General features: G+C 68.2%; 14 protein-coding genes and 1 pseudogene. 13 read left to right on the top strand and 2 right to left on the bottom strand.

Annotated features, from left to right (window positions below; genetic code table 11):
- Window positions 1-628: 628 nt before the first annotated feature.
- Window positions 629-2,047: a group II intron reverse transcriptase/maturase gene (ltrA, locus tag QF027_RS40845; protein WP_307080471.1), complete on the bottom strand. Its 1,419-nt coding sequence runs from the start codon at window positions 2,045-2,047 to the stop codon at window positions 629-631.
- 38 nt (window positions 2,048-2,085) lie between these two features.
- Between ltrA and QF027_RS40840 the strand changes: the two genes are divergently transcribed.
- From QF027_RS40840 to QF027_RS40785, 12 genes are all read left to right on the top strand, one after another.
- Entirely contained in the window at window positions 2,086-2,412 is a 327-nt protein-coding gene (locus tag QF027_RS40840) for a hypothetical protein (protein WP_307080470.1), read from the top strand.
- 653 nt (window positions 2,413-3,065) lie between these two features.
- Window positions 3,066-3,821, top strand: coding sequence for a DeoR/GlpR family DNA-binding transcription regulator (locus QF027_RS40835; protein ID WP_307080469.1), 756 nt, complete (start codon window positions 3,066-3,068; stop codon window positions 3,819-3,821).
- Entirely contained in the window at window positions 3,818-5,245 is a 1,428-nt protein-coding gene (locus QF027_RS40830) for a rhamnulokinase (RefSeq protein ID WP_307080468.1), read from the top strand. The genes QF027_RS40835 and QF027_RS40830 overlap by 4 nt, the downstream gene beginning before the upstream one ends.
- A 357-nt stretch (window positions 5,246-5,602) precedes the next feature.
- A complete protein-coding gene (locus QF027_RS40825; protein WP_307080467.1) occupies window positions 5,603-6,634 on the top strand; it encodes an autoinducer 2 ABC transporter substrate-binding protein in 1,032 nt (343 codons plus the stop codon).
- Between the two features lie 57 nt (window positions 6,635-6,691).
- Window positions 6,692-8,281, top strand: coding sequence for a sugar ABC transporter ATP-binding protein (locus QF027_RS40820; protein ID WP_307080466.1), 1,590 nt, complete (start codon window positions 6,692-6,694; stop codon window positions 8,279-8,281).
- Window positions 8,278-9,270 (top strand): ABC transporter permease, encoded by a 993-nt coding sequence (locus tag QF027_RS40815; RefSeq protein WP_307080465.1) that lies wholly within the window; start codon window positions 8,278-8,280, stop codon window positions 9,268-9,270. The genes QF027_RS40820 and QF027_RS40815 overlap by 4 nt, the downstream gene beginning before the upstream one ends.
- Complete coding sequence (locus QF027_RS40810) at window positions 9,267-10,409, top strand: ABC transporter permease (RefSeq protein ID WP_307080464.1); 1,143 nt, start codon at window positions 9,267-9,269, stop codon at window positions 10,407-10,409. The genes QF027_RS40815 and QF027_RS40810 overlap by 4 nt, the downstream gene beginning before the upstream one ends.
- The gene (locus tag QF027_RS40805) at window positions 10,406-11,188 is read left to right on the top strand and encodes a class II aldolase/adducin family protein (protein ID WP_307080463.1); all 783 of its coding nucleotides are present in this window, start codon (window positions 10,406-10,408) and stop codon (window positions 11,186-11,188) included. Before QF027_RS40810 ends, QF027_RS40805 begins: the two co-directional genes overlap by 4 nt.
- Window positions 11,185-11,880 carry an HAD family hydrolase gene (locus QF027_RS40800; RefSeq protein ID WP_307080462.1) on the top strand — a complete coding sequence of 232 codons (696 nt, stop codon included), beginning with the start codon at window positions 11,185-11,187 and terminating at the stop codon, window positions 11,878-11,880. Before QF027_RS40805 ends, QF027_RS40800 begins: the two co-directional genes overlap by 4 nt.
- Window positions 11,877-13,295, top strand: a complete 1,419-nt coding sequence (locus tag QF027_RS40795) for an FGGY-family carbohydrate kinase (RefSeq protein WP_307080461.1) — start codon at window positions 11,877-11,879, stop codon at window positions 13,293-13,295. The genes QF027_RS40800 and QF027_RS40795 overlap by 4 nt, the downstream gene beginning before the upstream one ends.
- Window positions 13,296-13,812: 517 nt before the next feature.
- Complete coding sequence (locus tag QF027_RS40790; protein ID WP_307080460.1) at window positions 13,813-14,328, top strand: helix-turn-helix transcriptional regulator; 516 nt, start codon at window positions 13,813-13,815, stop codon at window positions 14,326-14,328.
- A gap of 403 nt (window positions 14,329-14,731) precedes the next feature.
- On the top strand, window positions 14,732-15,514 hold the full coding sequence (locus QF027_RS40785) for an IS5 family transposase (RefSeq protein WP_307080459.1): 783 nt from the start codon (window positions 14,732-14,734) through the stop codon (window positions 15,512-15,514).
- Here QF027_RS40785 and QF027_RS40780 read toward each other — a convergent pair.
- On the bottom strand, window positions 15,480-15,974 hold the full coding sequence (locus QF027_RS40780) for a hypothetical protein (RefSeq protein WP_307080458.1): 495 nt from the start codon (window positions 15,972-15,974) through the stop codon (window positions 15,480-15,482). The genes QF027_RS40785 and QF027_RS40780 overlap by 35 nt on opposite strands.
- Window positions 15,975-16,273: 299 nt before the next feature.
- Between QF027_RS40780 and QF027_RS40775 the strand changes: the two are divergent.
- Window positions 16,274-17,116: pseudogene (locus QF027_RS40775) on the top strand (integrase core domain-containing protein); the annotation flags it as partial.
- Window positions 17,117-17,164 lie beyond the last annotated feature (48 nt).

The raw sequence follows: 17,164 nt of genomic DNA, 5'->3' as shown, positions 1-17,164 counted from the left end.
GCAATTCCTAATTGGCAGCCGAGTCGTCGTGGGGCGTCCGGCGGCCAGTCCGGGCAAGCCACAAGCGGCAGAAGCGTGAAAGCCACACCCGACGCCCCTGGGCGGGTCAACCATACGAAGAGCTCACCGCGTCCCGCAGAACAACGTAGGGAAGCGTGACAGTTCCGCCAACGCCTCCTGCCGGGCATTGCGATGCAGCAGACTCATTCTCACGGCCTTCGTGCTGAACGTGTGTCTTCCTTTGTCGGAGCCATGTTCAGACGAAGGCCGCTTCCGCGTACGGCAGTTACCGGACCGAGTGATCAAGTCCGACGCACCATTCGACGCCGGACGTTAAAGATCAAGCTAGCCGGACCCGGGTCATCTGACAGTGCCAACCCGTCCCGTACGTTGTCGGGGCTGCTCTCACCGTTGCGCGCGTTTCCGCACTTCGGCTGCCCCAGCTTCACCGGTCAGCTGCGACTGACCGGCGGTGAGGTCCTTTCACCCTCACTCGATTTCAGTGAGGTCGACCCGGAGCGCGGTACTGGTCTCACGACCAGCCCGTTTCTCCGGGTCGCCTCCCGAACCCGGCGTGCACCGCTAAGCGCACCGGGCTCTCCACAAGTCCCGTGGGTTTGTGTTCACTTCATGCTGTGCTCGGCCAAGGCGTCGGGATACGTGTTCCCCGGTAGTAGTAGCGCTTGGCGCTCACCCGTGCCGGGTCGAACAGCTCCGTCCCGCCCTCGGCGGGCCATATGCCGTAGCGTCGGCGTAGTGCCTTCCAGGGAACACGCCGGTGCTTGCGCTCCTGCCATCTGACGATCTCCTTCCAGAGGTAGGCCCTCAGATAGCTGAAAGTCGCGTTCGAGCATCCGTACTTGACGTACGCGGTCCATCCCCGCAGCATCCGGTTGAGCTGACGCAGCAGGTCTTGGAGCGGCAGGTTCGTGCTCCGCCGGCAGACCGTCTTCACCTTGGCCATGATGGTCACCAGGGCCTTCTTGGCCGGATAGACGTAGACGTATCGTTTGCCGGTGCCTCGCTTCCGGTGACGCTGGATGCGCCATCCGAGGAAGGCAAGACCCTCGTCGATATGGGTGATCAGGGTCTTCTCCGGCGACAGGCGCAGGCCCATCGTGGACAGGACCCCGGCGAGTTCTTCCCGCAGGGCTTCGGCGTGCGCTTTGGTGCCCGAGACGAGCAGGCACCAGTCGTCCGCATACCGCACGAGGCGGTAGTTGGGCAGACCTTGACGGCGCCGCTTGGCCCTCCCATAAGGGCTGGCTCCTGGCCCGCCCGGCCCCTGGGCGATGTACTCGTCCAGAACCGAGAGAGCCACATTGCTCAGCAACGGGGAAAGAATCGACCCCTGCGGAGTTCCGGCGTCGGTATCCACCAGCGTGCCGTCCTCATCGAGGACGCCTGCCTTCAGAAACGCCTTCACCAGGGTCAGGACACGTTTATCTCCGATGCGTCCCCGCACCCGGTCCATAAGCGCGGAGTGCGAGATCTCGTCGAAGCAGGCTTTGATATCACCCTCAACCACCCACTCATACGAGCGGGATGCGAAATGGTGCACCTCAGCCACCGCATCATGAGCCCGGCGATTCGGACGGAACCCGTAGGAACACGGGCGGAAATCCGCCTCGAAAATCGGCTCCAACACCAGCTTCAAGGACGCCTGAGCCACCCGGTCGCGGATGGTCGCGATCCCTAGATAGCGGACCTTGCCGCCAGCCTTGGGAATCGCGCGCCGCCGCGCCGGGAGGGGCCGGAAGGTGCGAGCCTTGAGGTCCTCTCGCAGTTCCGCAAGGAACCCCTCCAGCCCACGCACGGACTCGATGTAGTAGGCGGTCTCGCCGTCCACTCCCGCCGTGCGCGCGCCCTTGTTGTTCCGCACCCGATCCCAGGCGACCAGCAGGAAGCCCGGGTCGGTGACGAGGTTGTACAGATCATCGAACCTGCGATGAGGATCATCACTGGCCCAACGGTGCAGCTTGGTCTGGATCTCCAGTACCCGGCGTTCCGCCTTGGACAAGACGTACTCCAGCTCGTCGGTATTCACCAACGGCCTCCCGGCATTCCAGCATCCGTACTGCCGACTTGCTGGCCCCCTTCGCCATGCACGGGCCTCTCGCCCGCTCGGACTACTACGGGGCCTCCGCCCCATCCCGCACCTTCGACAGACGACGCATCTATCCCAAGAACCCAGATGGCTACCGGGCCAAGGGAGCGATGCGGGATGGTTCCCGTGTTCACGGTGAATCGATCGATCAGTCCGGCATCCAGCTTTGCCCCGGCAGCATCGCCACGGTTACGCCGCAGGCTTTCACCGTGGCCTCCCCACCGACACGCCAAGTCGGCTACGGAGTCAGCCCGCCCAACGAGCGGACTGTGCACTGCAACCCGGCCCATATCCACCAGATTTGAGCCGGTGCCACGCTTACGGAGCTTTACCACTGATTCCTCTCGTATGCCCTCTGATCTCGCTCGCCGGACCCGGCCCGTCTGGCAGTTCCAGGCCGTCCCGGCTTTGTCAGCGCTGCTTCCCGCCCTTCCCGGCGTCTCCCGGGTCGGACTGCGCTCAGCTCCCACCAGCCTGCTGCGACAGGCTGGCGAGGAGGTCTTGCACCTCCTTCGATTCACCGCGCCTCACGGCGCACTGGCGCCTCGTGGCGCACCGCGGGATGTCGCACATACGGTCGGGGCCGCCGTGCGTGTCACAGGGGCTACGACCCCTGTGTGGTCCGGCGACCTCGGGATGTCACCGGCCCCTCGAGCTCCGGAGCGTCGCCGTACCCACAGTGGATCTGCCCATTCCCATGATCATCCGGACCTCCAATCCGCCCGGTCCCGGAGCCAGTTGCTCGCCAAGTTGGTGAGCGCGTGCACCGGCGCGTCGCCAGGCGGCCAGGGACTGTGCCTGCGAAGCGAAAGCAGAGCGATGTCTTTCGAAACTCGTTAAAGGGCCACTTCTATTTCGAGCATTGACCGCGCGACTTCCGCCGACGTATGTTTCGGGCCAAGCCATCCACTGGAAACACGGAGGTTACGTGTTGGCCCTTTCGTCGCATGAACGCGAAATGGAAATCCTCCGTCTACTCGACAGCGAATCCCGGGTAGCGGTGGCGGATCTCAGCGTGCGATTCGGAACGTCGCCCGTCACGACCCGCAAGGACCTGGAGTCGCTGGAACGGCGTCGACTGCTGCGCCGGGTCCGCGGGGGCGCGATCGGATACGAGGGATCCGACGAGGGCGCCTTTGAGCTGCGGCTTCGGCATCGCGCTGAGACCAAGCGGGCAATAGCCCGTGCGGCTGCCGGTCTGGTGCACGACGGCGACGCGATCGCGCTGGACTGCAGCACCACGTGCTACTTCCTGGCGGAGATTCTGCGCGAACGGCAAGGACTGGTGGTGGTCACCAACGGTCTGCGCGCGGCCGAAGTGCTGAGCGATTCCGCGACGGTGATTCTCACCGGTGGGACGTTGCGGCGCTCGTCCTGGTCCCTCATCGGGGATTTCACCGATTCCCTGTCCCGGGGCGGTCCACTGCTGCACGGGTTCTTCGGAGTACGGTCGGTGTCCCCCGTGCACGGGCTGCTGGAGCTGAGCGCGGAGGAGGCAGCAGCCAAGCGAAAGCTCGCCGCGGCCTGCCGTGATGTCTACGCGCTCTTCGACTCTTCGAAGATCAGCACGTTCGCGCTGCATGCCTTCGCACGGGCGGACCGCGTCACCGGCCTGTTCACCGACAGCCAGGTGAACGACGAGACGGTCGCCGCGTGGGACGGAACCGGTGTCACGACGCACCGGATCGCGCCGTCCGCCGAGGAGCAGCCATGAGCGCTGTCAAGCATGTCGCCGCAGTGGATCTGGGTGCGGAGAGCGGCCGCGTGATCCTCGGGCACTTCGACGGGAACCGGCTGGAGAGCGAGGAGGTGCACCGTTTCGCCAACGGCGCACGGCAGACCGACGGCGCACTGCGGTGGGACGTCGCGCGGATCTGGTCCGGGATCCGGACCGGCCTGAACATGGCGGCGGCCCGCGTCGACCGGTTGGCCTCGGTGGGTGTGGACGCCTGGGGCCTGGACTATGCGCTGCTGGACCAGCAGGGTGCCCTCGTCGACGATCCCGTCAGCCACCGGGATCTGCGCGTCGAGGGAGCACTCGATCAGGCGGTGCGTACCGTCGGGGCGGAGCGGCTCTACGATGCCACGGGCACCCAGCTGATGGACGTCAACACCGTCTACCAGTTGCTGGCCGAACGACGCACTCCGCGGGGCCGGGTCCGGCAGGACGGCGCCGCGACGCTGCTGATGATCCCTGACCTCTTCCACTACCTGCTCTCCGGTACCGCGGTCGTGGAACACACCGTGGCGACCACCAGCGGCGCGTACGACATCCGGAGCAGGCGCTGGGCGACGGGCCTGCTGGACGAGCTGGGGATTCCGACAGCGTCCTTGCCGGAGATCGTCGACCCGGGTACGGACCTCGGCCCGCTTCTGCCAGGGCTGATCGGCTCACCCGCGCTGGCCGGGACCCGGGTGATCACTCCGGCCGGCCACGACACCGCCAGTGCCGTGGTCGGTGCCGGGCTGGTCGACGCGTCAGCGGCATATATCTCCTCCGGTACCTGGTCGCTGGTGGGGGTCGAGACCCGCCAACCAGTCCTTGGCGCGGCGGCGCGCACGGCGAATCTGAGCAACGAGGGCGGGGTGGAGGGAACGGTCCGTCTCCTGCGCAACGTGATGGGCATGTGGATCCTCCAGGAGTGCCGTCGCCAGTGGGCCAGGGAGGGGAACGAGCTGGCGTACGGTGACTTGGTCACCCTCGCCTCGCAGGCCCCGCCGGAGCGGTCCGTCATCGACCCGGACGACCCCGTCTTCGCCGGTCCCGGTGACATGCCGGAGCGGATCCGCTCGTACTGCCGTGAGCACGGCGAGCCCGTCCCGGACAGTGTCGGTGAGGTCACCCGGTGTGTGCTGGAGAGTCTGGCCCTGCGCTACGGGAAGGTTCTGGGCGATCTCGCCGCCGCGACCGGCCGCCCGGCGCCGCTGGTGCAGGTGATCGGCGGCGGGTCCAGGAACCAGCTGCTCAATGAGATGACCGCACGGGCCGCCGGAATTCCCGTGCACGCGGGCCCGGTGGAGGCGGCCTCTGACGGGAACATCCTGGTCCAACTCGCGGCACTCGGTGAGTTGAACGGCCTGGACCAGATGCGCGAGGTGTCCCGGCGTAGCAACCGAACCGTCGTTCACCTGCCCTGACACCAGGGCCAGTGATCACTGGCACCGGCCCTGCCCACCCCCTGACCGGTCGTCTCCGCTTCTCGTGCCCCGGCAGGCGCGCTCGCGGCGTCGGCGGAGAACCCGGGCGGCTGCCCTACGAGGGCTTCCGGCCGCCCTGCGATCACGGACACCGACCGCCGCTTCCTGATGTGCGGATTCCGCCGGAAGCGGCACCAGCTTCCCTCCCGGGGCACTGGCCCAGACCTGTAAGGCGTGCGGCCCTGTTCGGCCGGCGCCGTCGAGAACAGGGGTTCCGATCCCCTGGCGGCCGGCCGACCGTATCGGTCCATCCCACAGAGACGGCCTCGCCCCTGGCGAGGCCTGAACGGAGCAGCAATGAGATATTCCCGGCGCTGGATGAGCACGGTCATCGCCACCGCCTCGGCGGGGGCGCTGGTTCTCACCGGTTGCAGCAAGAAGGACGAGAACACCTCGGGGGCCTCCACGGCTTCCTCGGGCGCGGTGAAGGTCGCGTTCGTCCCCAAGGTGCAGGGCATCCCGTACTTCGAGGCGATGAACACGGGCGGCAAGGCGGCGGCCAAGAAGCTGGGGATCCAGTGGATCTACCAGGGCGCCACCACCGGCGACGCGGCGGCCCAGGCGGACATCGTCAAGTCGCTGATCCAGCAGAAGGTCGATGTGATCGCGGTCGCGCCCAATGACCCCGATTCGCTGGCGCCTGTACTCAAGCTGGCGAAGCAGGCAGGTATCAAGGTGATGACGACCGACACCGACGCCCCCAACTCGGCCCGCCAGGTCTTCGTCAACCAGGCCACCGCGGAGGGTATCGGCCGGGCGCTCACCGACCAGATCGCCAAGGCGACGGGTGGTGAGGGCGAGTACGCGATCGTCTCCTGCGGTCAGACCGCGGCCAATCTGAACTCGTGGATCGCGGAGCAGAAGTCGTACACCGCCAGCAAGTATCCCAAGTTGAAGATCGCCGACATCGTCTACGCGGGTGAGGACCAGGCGCAGGCGGTCACCATGGCGAAGAGCCTGATGAGCGCCCATCCGAATCTCAAGGGTCTGGTCGGTGAGTGCACCACTTCGGCACCGGGCGTGGCGCAGGCGGTGAAGGAGGCCGGGAAGATCGGCAAGGTCTTCACGGTCGGCGTGGGGACGCCGACCAGCATGAAGCCTTTCCTGAACGACGGCTCGTCCAGCGCGTCCGTGCTGTGGGATGTCCAGAACCTCGGCTATCTCACGGCCTGGGCGGGGGCCCAGCTCGCGGCGGACAAGTCCTTCCAGGTATCGAACAAGGTCAACGCCTCGATGCCGGCCGTGACCTACACCGCCGACCAGAAGATGCTGCTCCTCGGTGAGCCCCTGATCATCACCAAGGCGAACGCTGGCGAGTTCGACTACTGACCGCCAGGTCGGGCGGACCGTCGTACGGCCAGCCCGACCGACCGAGGGAGAGTACACGTGACGACCACCACACCCGTCGCCCCGGCGGGCGAGGGCCTGCGCCTGAGTGGTATCCGCAAGGCGTATGGAGGGGTTCAGGCGCTGCGTGGCGTCGAGTTCACCGTCGACAGCGGCGAGATCCACGCCTTGGTCGGCGAGAACGGCGCCGGCAAGTCCACCCTGATCAAGATCATCTCTGGTGCGGAGAGCCCGGATACGGGCACGGTGCTGCTCGGTTCCACCGTGCTCGTCCACGGCAGCACCGGTGACGCCCTGGACGCCGGGATCGCCACCGTCTACCAGGATCCCCGGCTCTTCGGTGAACTCACCGTTACCGAGAACGTCTTCATCGGGCGTGAGCTGCGCCGTCGGGGCAGGGTCGACTGGGCACGGCAACGACAGCGGGTCGCCGAGGTGTTCACGCGGCTCGGTGTCGATCCGCAACTGGCCGATGTACGCGTCGCCGACCTCGCGGTGGCCGAGCAGCAACTCGTTTCCATAGCCAAGGCGTTCGCCCGCGACGCCCGCATCCTCATCCTGGACGAGCCGTCGGCCATTCTGACCGATCGTGAGATCAACCGGCTCTTCACCGCGCTGCGCGGACTGCGTGAGCACGGCGTCGGCGTGATCTATATCAGCCATCGGCTCGACGAGATCGCCCGTATCGCCGATCGGGTGACCGTGCTGCGCGACGGTCAGGTGGTGGCCACCCGTTCCACACAGGACACCACGGTGCGCCAGATCGCTGAACTAATGGTCGGCAGGCCGTTGTCCGAGACGGCTGTCACCCGTCCGCGGCCCGGGGACGGGCATGTCCTGGAGGTCCGTGGGCTGAGCCGGTCCGGACGTTTCGAGAACGTGGACCTCGACGTACGGCCGAGGGAGATCGTGGCCCTGTACGGCCTTGTGGGTTCCGGCACCGACGCCGTGGCACACGCGCTGTCCGGCCTCGACCCGGCGGCCCGCGGCAGTGTCCGAATCGACGGTGAGCCGGTCGCCACCGGCATCCCGGAAGCTGCCGCGCGGGCGGGGCTGGCCCTGCTGCCGGCCAACCGGCAGGTGCAGGGCGTCTTCGCCGACAAGAGCATCGCCTTCAACATCTCGGTCGGGCATCTGCGCAGGCTCAGCCGTGCTTTCTGGTTCGACCGCGGAGCGGAGGCATCCCTGGCCGCCGACTTCATGAAACGCCTGGCCGTCAAGGCGCCCACGGCGAAGACCCCGATCGGCCGGCTGTCCGGCGGCAATCAGCAGAAAGTCGTCCTGGCTCGCCAGTTGGCCGGAGAACCACGCGTCCTGGTACTGGAGGAGCCGACCCAGGGCGTGGACATCGGCGCCAAGGCGGAGATTCACCAACTGGTGTTCGATCTCGCCGACGCAGGCAACGCGGTCCTCCTGGTCTCCACCGACCTGCCCGAGGTGCTCCAGCTGGCCGACCGGCTCCTGGTGCTCCGGGGCGGAGGGGTGGTCGGCGAATTCGGCCGCGGCGCGAGTCAGGCGGATGTCCTGGCAACGGCCGCGGGTGAGAAATCCCAGGAACGGGCCGCAGCGGGGACCACCCGGCAGTCCACTGACAACCAACAGGAAGGAGAGGAGGTGGAACGGTCATGACGACAGCGATCGCTCCCCGCGCACCGAGACGTCCGGTTGCCCGCCCCGTCGAGGGCCAGGAGATCGTCCTCGCCGTGGTGCTCGGCACGCTCTGGGCGTTTCTCGCGCTCACCACCGACACGTTTCTGACCGCGGGCAATCTGCAGAGCGTTCTGTTCGCGGTGGCACCCGTCGCTGTCATCGGCGTCGGTATGACAGCGGTGATGGTCACCGCGGGAATCGATGTATCGGTGGGCAGCGGCGTCGCCGTCGTCGCCGTGATCGCCGCCCGACTGGTGCGTGACCAGGGGGTGCCGGGGTATGCGGCGATGCTCGTCGCCGTTCTCGCCGGAGTGCTGCTGGGCGCCGTCAACGGATCACTGGTGGCCTACGGGCGCGTGCATCCGATCGTGGTCACCTTCGGCACCCTCTATGTCTTCCGCTTCGTCGCGCTGCAACTGTTCGGATCAGCCAACGTGGACAACGTCCCGGGCACCTTCGGACTCCTCGGTGGCGGCAGGGAAGGCCTGTTTCTCGGCGTCCCCGTGGCCTGGTGGCTGACGGTGGTCATCGGCGCCGTCGTCTGGTTCCACATGCGCCACCGGGTCACCGGGCGACACTGGTACGCGGTCGGCGGGGACGCGTCCGCCGCGCGGCTCGCGGGCATCAAGGTCACCCGGCGCCAGATCGGCGCCTACGTCCTTACTGGTGCGCTGGTGGGTGTGGCCGCCTGCCTCATGGTCGGCAGCGGCGGCACCGTCCAGCGCAACATCGGAAGCGGTCTGGAACTCCAGGTCATCGCCGCAGTGGTGATCGGCGGCACCAGTGTCCTGGGCGGGCGCGGCTCGGTGCTCGGCACCCTGCTCGGGGCCATCCTGGTGGGCACCGTGTCCAGCGCGGTCACGCTCCTCGGCTGGCCGTCACAACTGGCGAACCTGTTCGTCGGCGTGTTCATCATCATCGCGGTGGGTGCGGACCTGCTGCGCGAGCGCCGGAGGAGTGCACTGTGAGCCGGCGGACCGAGCAATTCCAGGAGACCCGGAGTACGACCGAGGGAACGCCGGAGCCCCGGCAACAGCCCCCCTCGGACACTCGAACGGGGCCGGCACAGGCCGGCCCGGTCGCGCGGGCCGTGCACTTTCTGCTGACCGAGCGGGTGGCGTTGCTGGGGGTTCTGCTCATCGTTCTCCTCATTTGGATGAAGACGCTGGACTTCGGCGGCTATCTGATCGCCCCGTACGACAGCACCTATCTGGGAGCCAACCTCGACTCGATGGTGCCGGTCTGCCTGCTGGCCCTGGCTGAGCTGGTGGTCATGGTCGCCGGCCGGGGCGGCATCGACCTGTCTGTCGGCGGCATCGTCAGCCTGGCCGGCATGGCCTTCGGCTACCTCTATGGAATCTGGCACTGGCCGCTGCTGCCCGCACTGGCTGTCACCGTACTGCTGGGCGGGCTGCTCGGAGCGCTCAACGGTTTCCTCATCGCCTACCTGAGGTTTCCCGCGCTCATCGCGACCCTCGCCGCCGGCTATGCCTTCGGTTCCATCGCGCTGAGCCTGCACAACAGCGACCCCATCTCCACGGAACGCATCCAGAACCTTTCCAGCATTACCCATTCCAGCACCGTGCCGGGGCTGGAATCGGTGATTCCGCCCTTCCCCGCCCAGGTCCTCACCTTTATGCTGCCCACCGCTGTCGTGCTGTGGCTGCTGATCAACCTGACCACATTCGGCCGGCGCCTCTACGGCGTGGGCACCAACGAGACAGCGGCGCACTTCGCGGGAGTCTCGGTCCGCCGACTGCGGTTTCGGGCGTATGCCACCTCCGGGCTCCTCTCCGGACTGGTGGCTGTCCTCACCGTGGCCCAGTTCGCCTCGGCACGACCCGACGCGGGCTCCGCGGGAAACGGCATGGCCCTGCCCGCGATCACCATCGCCGTGCTCGGCGGCGTCGCCGTATCCGGCGGAATCGGCCGCGTCGGCGGGGTGGTCCTCGCAGCTCTGCTGGTCACCTGGCTCAACACCGGAATCCTGCTGATGTTCAACACCTCCGAGGGCGGCGAGTACCAGATGCTCGCCCTCGGCGCGGTCCTTCTGCTGTCCGCTCTACTCAACAGCCTAACCATGCGCAGTTACGGGAGCCTGAGATGAATGTCCTGAGCGACCCCGCTCTTGTCCCCGAGAGCCTCGTCGCCCTGACCCGGCGGCTCGGCGATCCGATCGCCGACCTCGCGATCCTCGCCGAGGGCAACACCTCGACGGTGCTCCCCGACGGCCGGTTCGTGGTGAAGGCCAGCGGATCCCGGATGGACCGCGCCTCCACCGACGATTTTGTCGTCGTGGAACCCGAACCGTTGCTGAAACTGATGGAGCGCCCGCGCGCGAGCCAGGACGAACTCTCCGCTCTGCTGTCGGCCTCGCCGGCCGGCCGGCCGGGCCCTGCCCGTTCGGCGTCGATCGAGACCCTGGTGCACCTCGCGGCCATCGCCGCCGGCGGGGCGGCCTGGGTGGGCCACACCCATCCGACCGCCGTGGTCGGCATGCTGTCCACCGAGGAGGCGGAGGAGTTGTTCTCCGCTCCGCTCTTCCCCGATGAGGCCGTCGTCCTGGGCCGCCCGGCCTGGGTCCCCTACCTGCCGCCCGGTCTGCACCTGGGCAGGGCGGCTCTGGCCTCCATCCGCCGGCACATCGATACCCACGGGGCCCCGCCCCGCCTGGTACTCCTGGGCAATCACGGCATTGTCGCCCTTGGCCGCACCGCCGAGGAGGTTGAGGCGATCACCGCCATGTGCGTCAAGGCCGCCCGGGTGCGGCGGATCGCCCTGGGGTCCGGCTCGTTGGCCACTCTTGCGGTGGAATCCGCCTACGCCCTTGCCGCCCGACCCGACGAGGACCTACGTCGTCGGCTGCTGAGAGGAGCCGGCCAGTGAGCCTGCCCACACGCATCGAGGCCGTCTTCTTCGACATCGGCGGCCCCGTCTACGATGACGCGAACTTCGCCACGGCCGTGCTCACCGCATTGGATGAGATCCGCGCGGAACGCGGCGAGGGACCGGCGGACCGGGACCGCTTCACCACCCTCTACGACGAGACGCGGGCCCGTCAGGGCGGTTCGCTGCGAGGCGCGCTCAGCGAGGAGTTCCTCGACGGGCGGCACGAACGGGCCCTGCTGCACGAACGCACCCGCCGGCACTGGATACAACACCCGGGAACGCTGTACGCCGATGTCCTCCCGTGCCTGCGCGCACTGCACGGCCGGGTGCGTACCGGAGTCATCGCCAACCAGGAGGCCGGTGTCGTCGACGCCCTCACCCGCGACGGTGTCACCCATCTGATCGACGTATGGGGGGTCTCGGCACTGGTCGGCAAGGAGAAGCCGGATCCGGAACTCTTCCACTGGGCGCTGGACAAGGCCGGGGTCGCGGCCGGGCAGGCCGTGCACGTCGGCAACCGGCTCGACACCGATGTCCGCCCCGCCCGGTCCGTCGGCCTGGGCACCGTCTGGGTGCTGCGCGGGGAGGCGCCACCGCACCCGACGCCGGAACAGCTCGCCGAACCCGACCTGGCCGTGGACGACCTGACCGGACTGGCACAGGTGCTCCTGTCCGGCGGAGCCTCATGACGGCGGTGACCATCGGCGTCGACATCGCCACAGCGGATGTACGGGCCGTCGCCGTCACCGGCGAAGGCCGCGTACTCGCCGTTGCGAGCGCGCCGCTGCCACCACCTACCCACCCCCGCACCGGATGGAGCGAACAGGATGCCGTGTACGCCGCGGTGTCCTTCGACGTCCTTGCCGAGCTCACCGCTCAGCTGGGCCCCCGCCCGGTCGCCGGTGTCTGCGTCACCTCCACCTCGGGCACCGTCGTCCCGTGCGACGAGCACGGCAACCGGGCCGGACCCGCCGTGATGTACGATGACCAGCGCACCCGGACCGGGCCGGAGGCCGCCCCCGCCCTGCCGGACGCGCTGGCCCGAGTCGCCTGGCTCCAGCGGTACACCCCGGCCCCGCGCTATCTGCATGTCGCCGACACCGTGACCGCCGCGCTCGCCGGACGGCTGCTCCCGACCGACACCAGCCACGCCCTCAAGACCGGCGCGGACCCGGTTACCCTGACCTGGCCACAGGCGCTGCTCGACTCCGCCGAAGTCTCCTCGTCCCAACTGCCACCGCTGGAAAGGCCCGGGCGGATCGTCGGGACGGTCGACAAGAGGGCCGCGGAGCGCACCGGGCTGCCGAGCGGCACTCCACTGGTACTGGGGATGACGGATGGCTGCACCGGACAGATCGCCGCCGGAGCGGTCCGTCCGGGCCAGGGCGTGGGTGTACTTGGCACGACTTTGGTGATCAAGGCCGTCTCCCGGCGGCAGATCATGGACCCGTACGGCGCCTTCTACAGCCATCGCGCGCCGGACGGGCTGTGGTGGCCCGGCGGTGCCAGCAACGTCGGAGCCGGCGCGCTCCAGACGCGCTACCCAGCGCGTGACCTGCCTGCTCTCGACGAGGCGGCCTGGCTGCACGGCCCGGCCCGGCACCTGCGCTACCCCCTGACCCGCACCGGTGAGCGCTTCCCCTTCCGGGTCCCCGACGCCACCGGCTTCACCCTCGGCACTTCAGAAGGGGAGACCGACATCTTCCGCTCGTTCCTGGAGGGGACGGCGTTCACCGAAAGGCTGGGGCTGGAGGTGCTCGCGGCAGCCGGGGCGGCCATCTCCGGACCGTTGCGTGCCGTTGGCGGCGGCAGCCGCAGCACAGCGTGGCTCCGTATCCGGGCCACGGTCCTCGACCGTCCGCTGGAAGTCCCCGCCGAGCCGTCGAGCGGATTCGGGGCGGCGGTGCTCGCCGCCGCGGGAACCCTGTACGACGACATCGGGGAGGCCGTTGGCCACATGGTCCGCACGGCCGTGACCGCTGAACCCGATCCCGCCCAACTTTCCGTACTTCAGGAGGGATACCGGCAGTTCACCGGGGAACTGCAACGACGCGGCTGGCTCGCCTCGCCCCTACCCTCGATCGTGCGACCACGCCGCAGGTAATGACAGCGGCGGGCGATCGCTTGGCGTCGTCGGCGCCAGTGCGACCAGCTCATCGCATGGTGTCTGCCTCTACGTCCGCGCGGGTGTGGGGGCCGGGGCCGACAAGCTGCCAGGAGTCGCCGAACCTCTGCCACTTGTGAGCTCGATGGCCTCGGCTGCCTCACCGGTTCCGCCCGTTACCGTTTTCATGGCCTCGCGCCTTCGCCGACGACCCGGCACGCCCACCGCTTCGGCTGGGACACCGCCGTCGCGGCGACGGCGGACGTGTACACGGCGGCCCTGTGGGACCGCCCCCCGGCCAGGTGACCGGCAGCGCTTCCGCAGGCCGGTCAGGCCGACGGGCCCGGCGTAGCTGATGCGGGGAAGCCGCTCATATTGAGACTTAAAACTTTCCATCACGAACCCGGTTGGAGGAGCCGTGAAGTCGGTGCGTGCGGCGGTGCAAGCGGCGGATCCGGTCACCAAGGCCGGTCTGGCGGCGTGCTTGGGTAGGGGTCCGCAGGTCACCATAACGGCCGTGGAGGAGGCCGAGGCCGTGGTGGTCGCGGTCAGCTCGGTCGACGCCTCGGCGCTGGATCTGCTGCGGGCTCTGCCCGCACGGGCGCAGGCCCGTTTCGTGCTAGTTGCGGACGGCGGCTGGTACGTCGACCCGGCCGCTATGGCAGAGCATCGGGTGCGGGCGGTGCTGTGGCGAGCCGAGACGGATGGCACAGCGCTGGTACAGACGGTGCGCGCCGTGGCGGTCGGGCAGGTGTATCTGCCCCCAGTAATCCAGGGCCGACTGCTGGATCAGCTCGAATACGTCCAGCGCGAGGTCCTCAGCCCTAAGGGTCTGACCGCCTCCGGGCTCAGTTGCCGGGAGATCGACGTCCTGCGTCTGGTCTCGGAGGGAATGACCCTGTCCGAGATCGCCGTCGAGCTGAGCTACTCCCAGCGCACCATCAAGAACATCGTGTCCGGCGTCATGATCCGCCTCGGCTTGCGTAACCGGGTGCAGGCGGTGTCGTACGCCATCCGTGCCGGGCTCATATGATTGGCGGCCTCGGCTGCGCCACCGCCGCAGGGCTTGCGCAAGTTCCCGGGATCGCCCAACTGGCGTGAGGGTGTCGCTGGTTGGGGTGGATGACAGAGCGGACACGGGATCCGTGATCATTCAGTTGTCTAAGAAGCTGTTGCTCTATCGATCTTGGTGGGCGTGAGTTCGAGGTCGTCGACTCGGTCGGGTGATCTCGTGGCCGACAGGGCATGAAAGCGGGGCCTCCCGCACAGCTCGTGGGTGTCGAATCCAACCGAGCAACAGGAGGCCCCTGGTGCTGCAGTCTTCCGTGCCGGCGTCGATGTCGTCCAACTCGGCGTCTCTGTCGTGTGATTGTCTCGCTCACCGGTTCGGGAACGCTGGGGACCGGCCGTACAGGCGACCGAAGTATCCGTCGGACATGAGCGACGCGGAGTGGGCCGTCGTACGTGACGCGATGCCGGTTCCCGGCTGGCTCGAGGGCCGCGGCGGGCAACCGGAGAGCTATTGCCACCGGCAGATGGTCGACGCGGTGCGCTACCTGGTCGCGGGCGGCATCACCTGGCGGGCGATGCCCGCGGACTTCCCCGCGTGGGACCGCGTCTACGCCTTCTTCCGGCGCTGGCGGGACAAGGGGCTGACCGCAGAGTTCCACGACCGGCTGCGCGACCGGGTCCGCCAGGCCGCGGGCCGGGATCCGGAGCCGACGGCGGGCGTCATCGACGCGCAGTCGGTGAAGGCAGCCGCATCGGTACCGGCCGTGACCAGGGGATTCGACGGCGGGAAGAAGGTCAACGCCCGCAAGCGGCACATCGTGGTGGACACCCTCGGACTGCTGCTGGCCGTGATGGTGACCGCGGCCTCGGTCACCGACCGGGACGCGGGACGGACACTCCTGGCCCGGCTGCGTGAACGGCACTGGCGCGTCACGCGGGTGTGGGCCGACGGCGGCTACACCGGGCGCCTGGTCGACCTCGCCCGCGACGCCTGGCGGATCGCACTGACCGTGGTCAGACGCAGCGACTACACCAGCGGTTTCACCGTGCTGCCGAAGAGATGGCTGGTGGAGCGCACGTTCGCCTGGCTCATGCACTCACGCTGGCTGGCCCGCGACTACGAGACGCGCACCGACACCTCGGAGGCAGTGATCAAGTGGGCGATGAGCACAGTCATGAGCCGCCGCCTCGCCCGACGGGCACGTTGAACAGCCCCGGACGTTCCTCCGCCAGCCAGCCCCGTGCGGCCAGCCGCTTGGCTTTCGACCGCACCCCTTCCACTTTCGCCGGGACCGGCTCCAGTCCGAGCGCGGCCGCGAGCTGGCGACAGTCCATCGCCTCCCCGCGCGTTCCATTCCCGCCGGCCAAAACGTCCATGATCCGCCGGTAGTCCGACGCGAGAACCGCCGGGGCGAGCCCTTCCTCCCAGCGCGGCACCACTGAGCCGGGCACCGCCTGCCTGACCTGAACCGGCCGTTCGCCAGCCACCACGACCGGCGCCACGTCCTCGCCTCCGCGCGGCTCCGCCAGAACCTCACCCACCGTCTCACGGGCGATCACGAACCGCTCCCACACCGCCTCCGCTTCCCGCAGCTCGGCCTGGAGAGCCTCCACCCGCTGCCGAGCGACGCGTTCACGCTCCTCCAGCAACCCCATCACCGACGGCATCCCGGCACCTCCACTGAAGAGACGACACGACACTCCGTCCCTCCCGCCGAAACACCACCCCTACACCTGACCAGCGGGAACACACCCGTCACTCTCGGAAAGACAACGGCTTCTAAGCCAAATGATCAAGAGGGTTCCGTGTCCGCTGTCTCATCTTCCCCGATCCCTGCCGCGTTGGCCAAGTTGGGTCCGCTCCATCCGGATGACATGTCTGACCTGCGGTTCTGTGCTGTGGGGCTCGTAAAGTCATCGCCGCAGGTTAGGACGGTAGAGCGGTCCCGGCTGGGGCCATGTCCGCCGTGATCCTCTCGATGCTGTACAAGGTAGCCCTCAAGCTGCTGTCCGTCCCCGCGGTGCTGCTTCGCCGCGACACCTCGAAGGACGACGAGCTGCTACGGCGTCAGATCGCCAGCCCGGTCCGCTACGAGCCCGCCGACCGGTTCTGGCTGGCCGCACTGTCCAGCCTGATACCCCGGCGCCGCTGGCGCGAGGTCTTCGCGGTCACTCCCGGTACCCTGCTGGCCTGGCACCGCAGGTTCATCGCCGCACAGTGGGACTACAGCGCCCGACGCGGCCGCACCGGACGCCCGCCCACCAGGGCAGCGCTCAAAAAGCTGATCCTGCAGCTCGCTCGAGAGAACGCGGGGTGGGGACACAGGCGGATCCAGGGCGAACTGGCCCGACTCGGGCACGCCATCGTAGCCTCCACGGTATGGGAGATCCTCCACGCAGCGGGCATCGATCCAGCCCCGCGCTGTACCGGGCCAACCTGGCGGGAGTTCCTCACCAACCAGGCCCAGGGCATCATCGCCGTCGACTTCTTCCACCTCGACACTGTCCTCGGACGACGCCGACTCTACGCGCTGGCGTTCCTCGAACACGGCGCCCGACGCCTGTACATCGCCGGCGTCACCTCAAACCCAACCCGTGAGTGGACGGTGCAGCAAGCGCGGAACCTTGCCGCAGGCCTCGGCGCGCGCATGGAGTCCCTGCACTTCCTGCTGCGTGACCGCGACGGCAAGTACGGCCAGTCCTTCGACGCCGCCTTCGAGGCCGAGGAGATGGAGATCCTCATGAGTGCGCCGCGAACACCTCGGATGAACGCCCACTGCGAGCGGGTGATCGGCAGCATCCGGCGCGAGTAAGCATTCAGAAGGTCGGTCGTGCGTCCGTCTCCTGACGATGTGACA

This window comes from Streptomyces canus, assembly GCF_030816965.1.
In the GTDB taxonomy this organism is placed as follows: Bacteria; Actinomycetota; Actinomycetes; order Streptomycetales; family Streptomycetaceae; genus Streptomyces; species Streptomyces canus_E.
The sequence above is the reverse complement of the archived record's forward strand: the minus strand, read 5'-3'. Positions and strand labels throughout refer to the sequence as shown.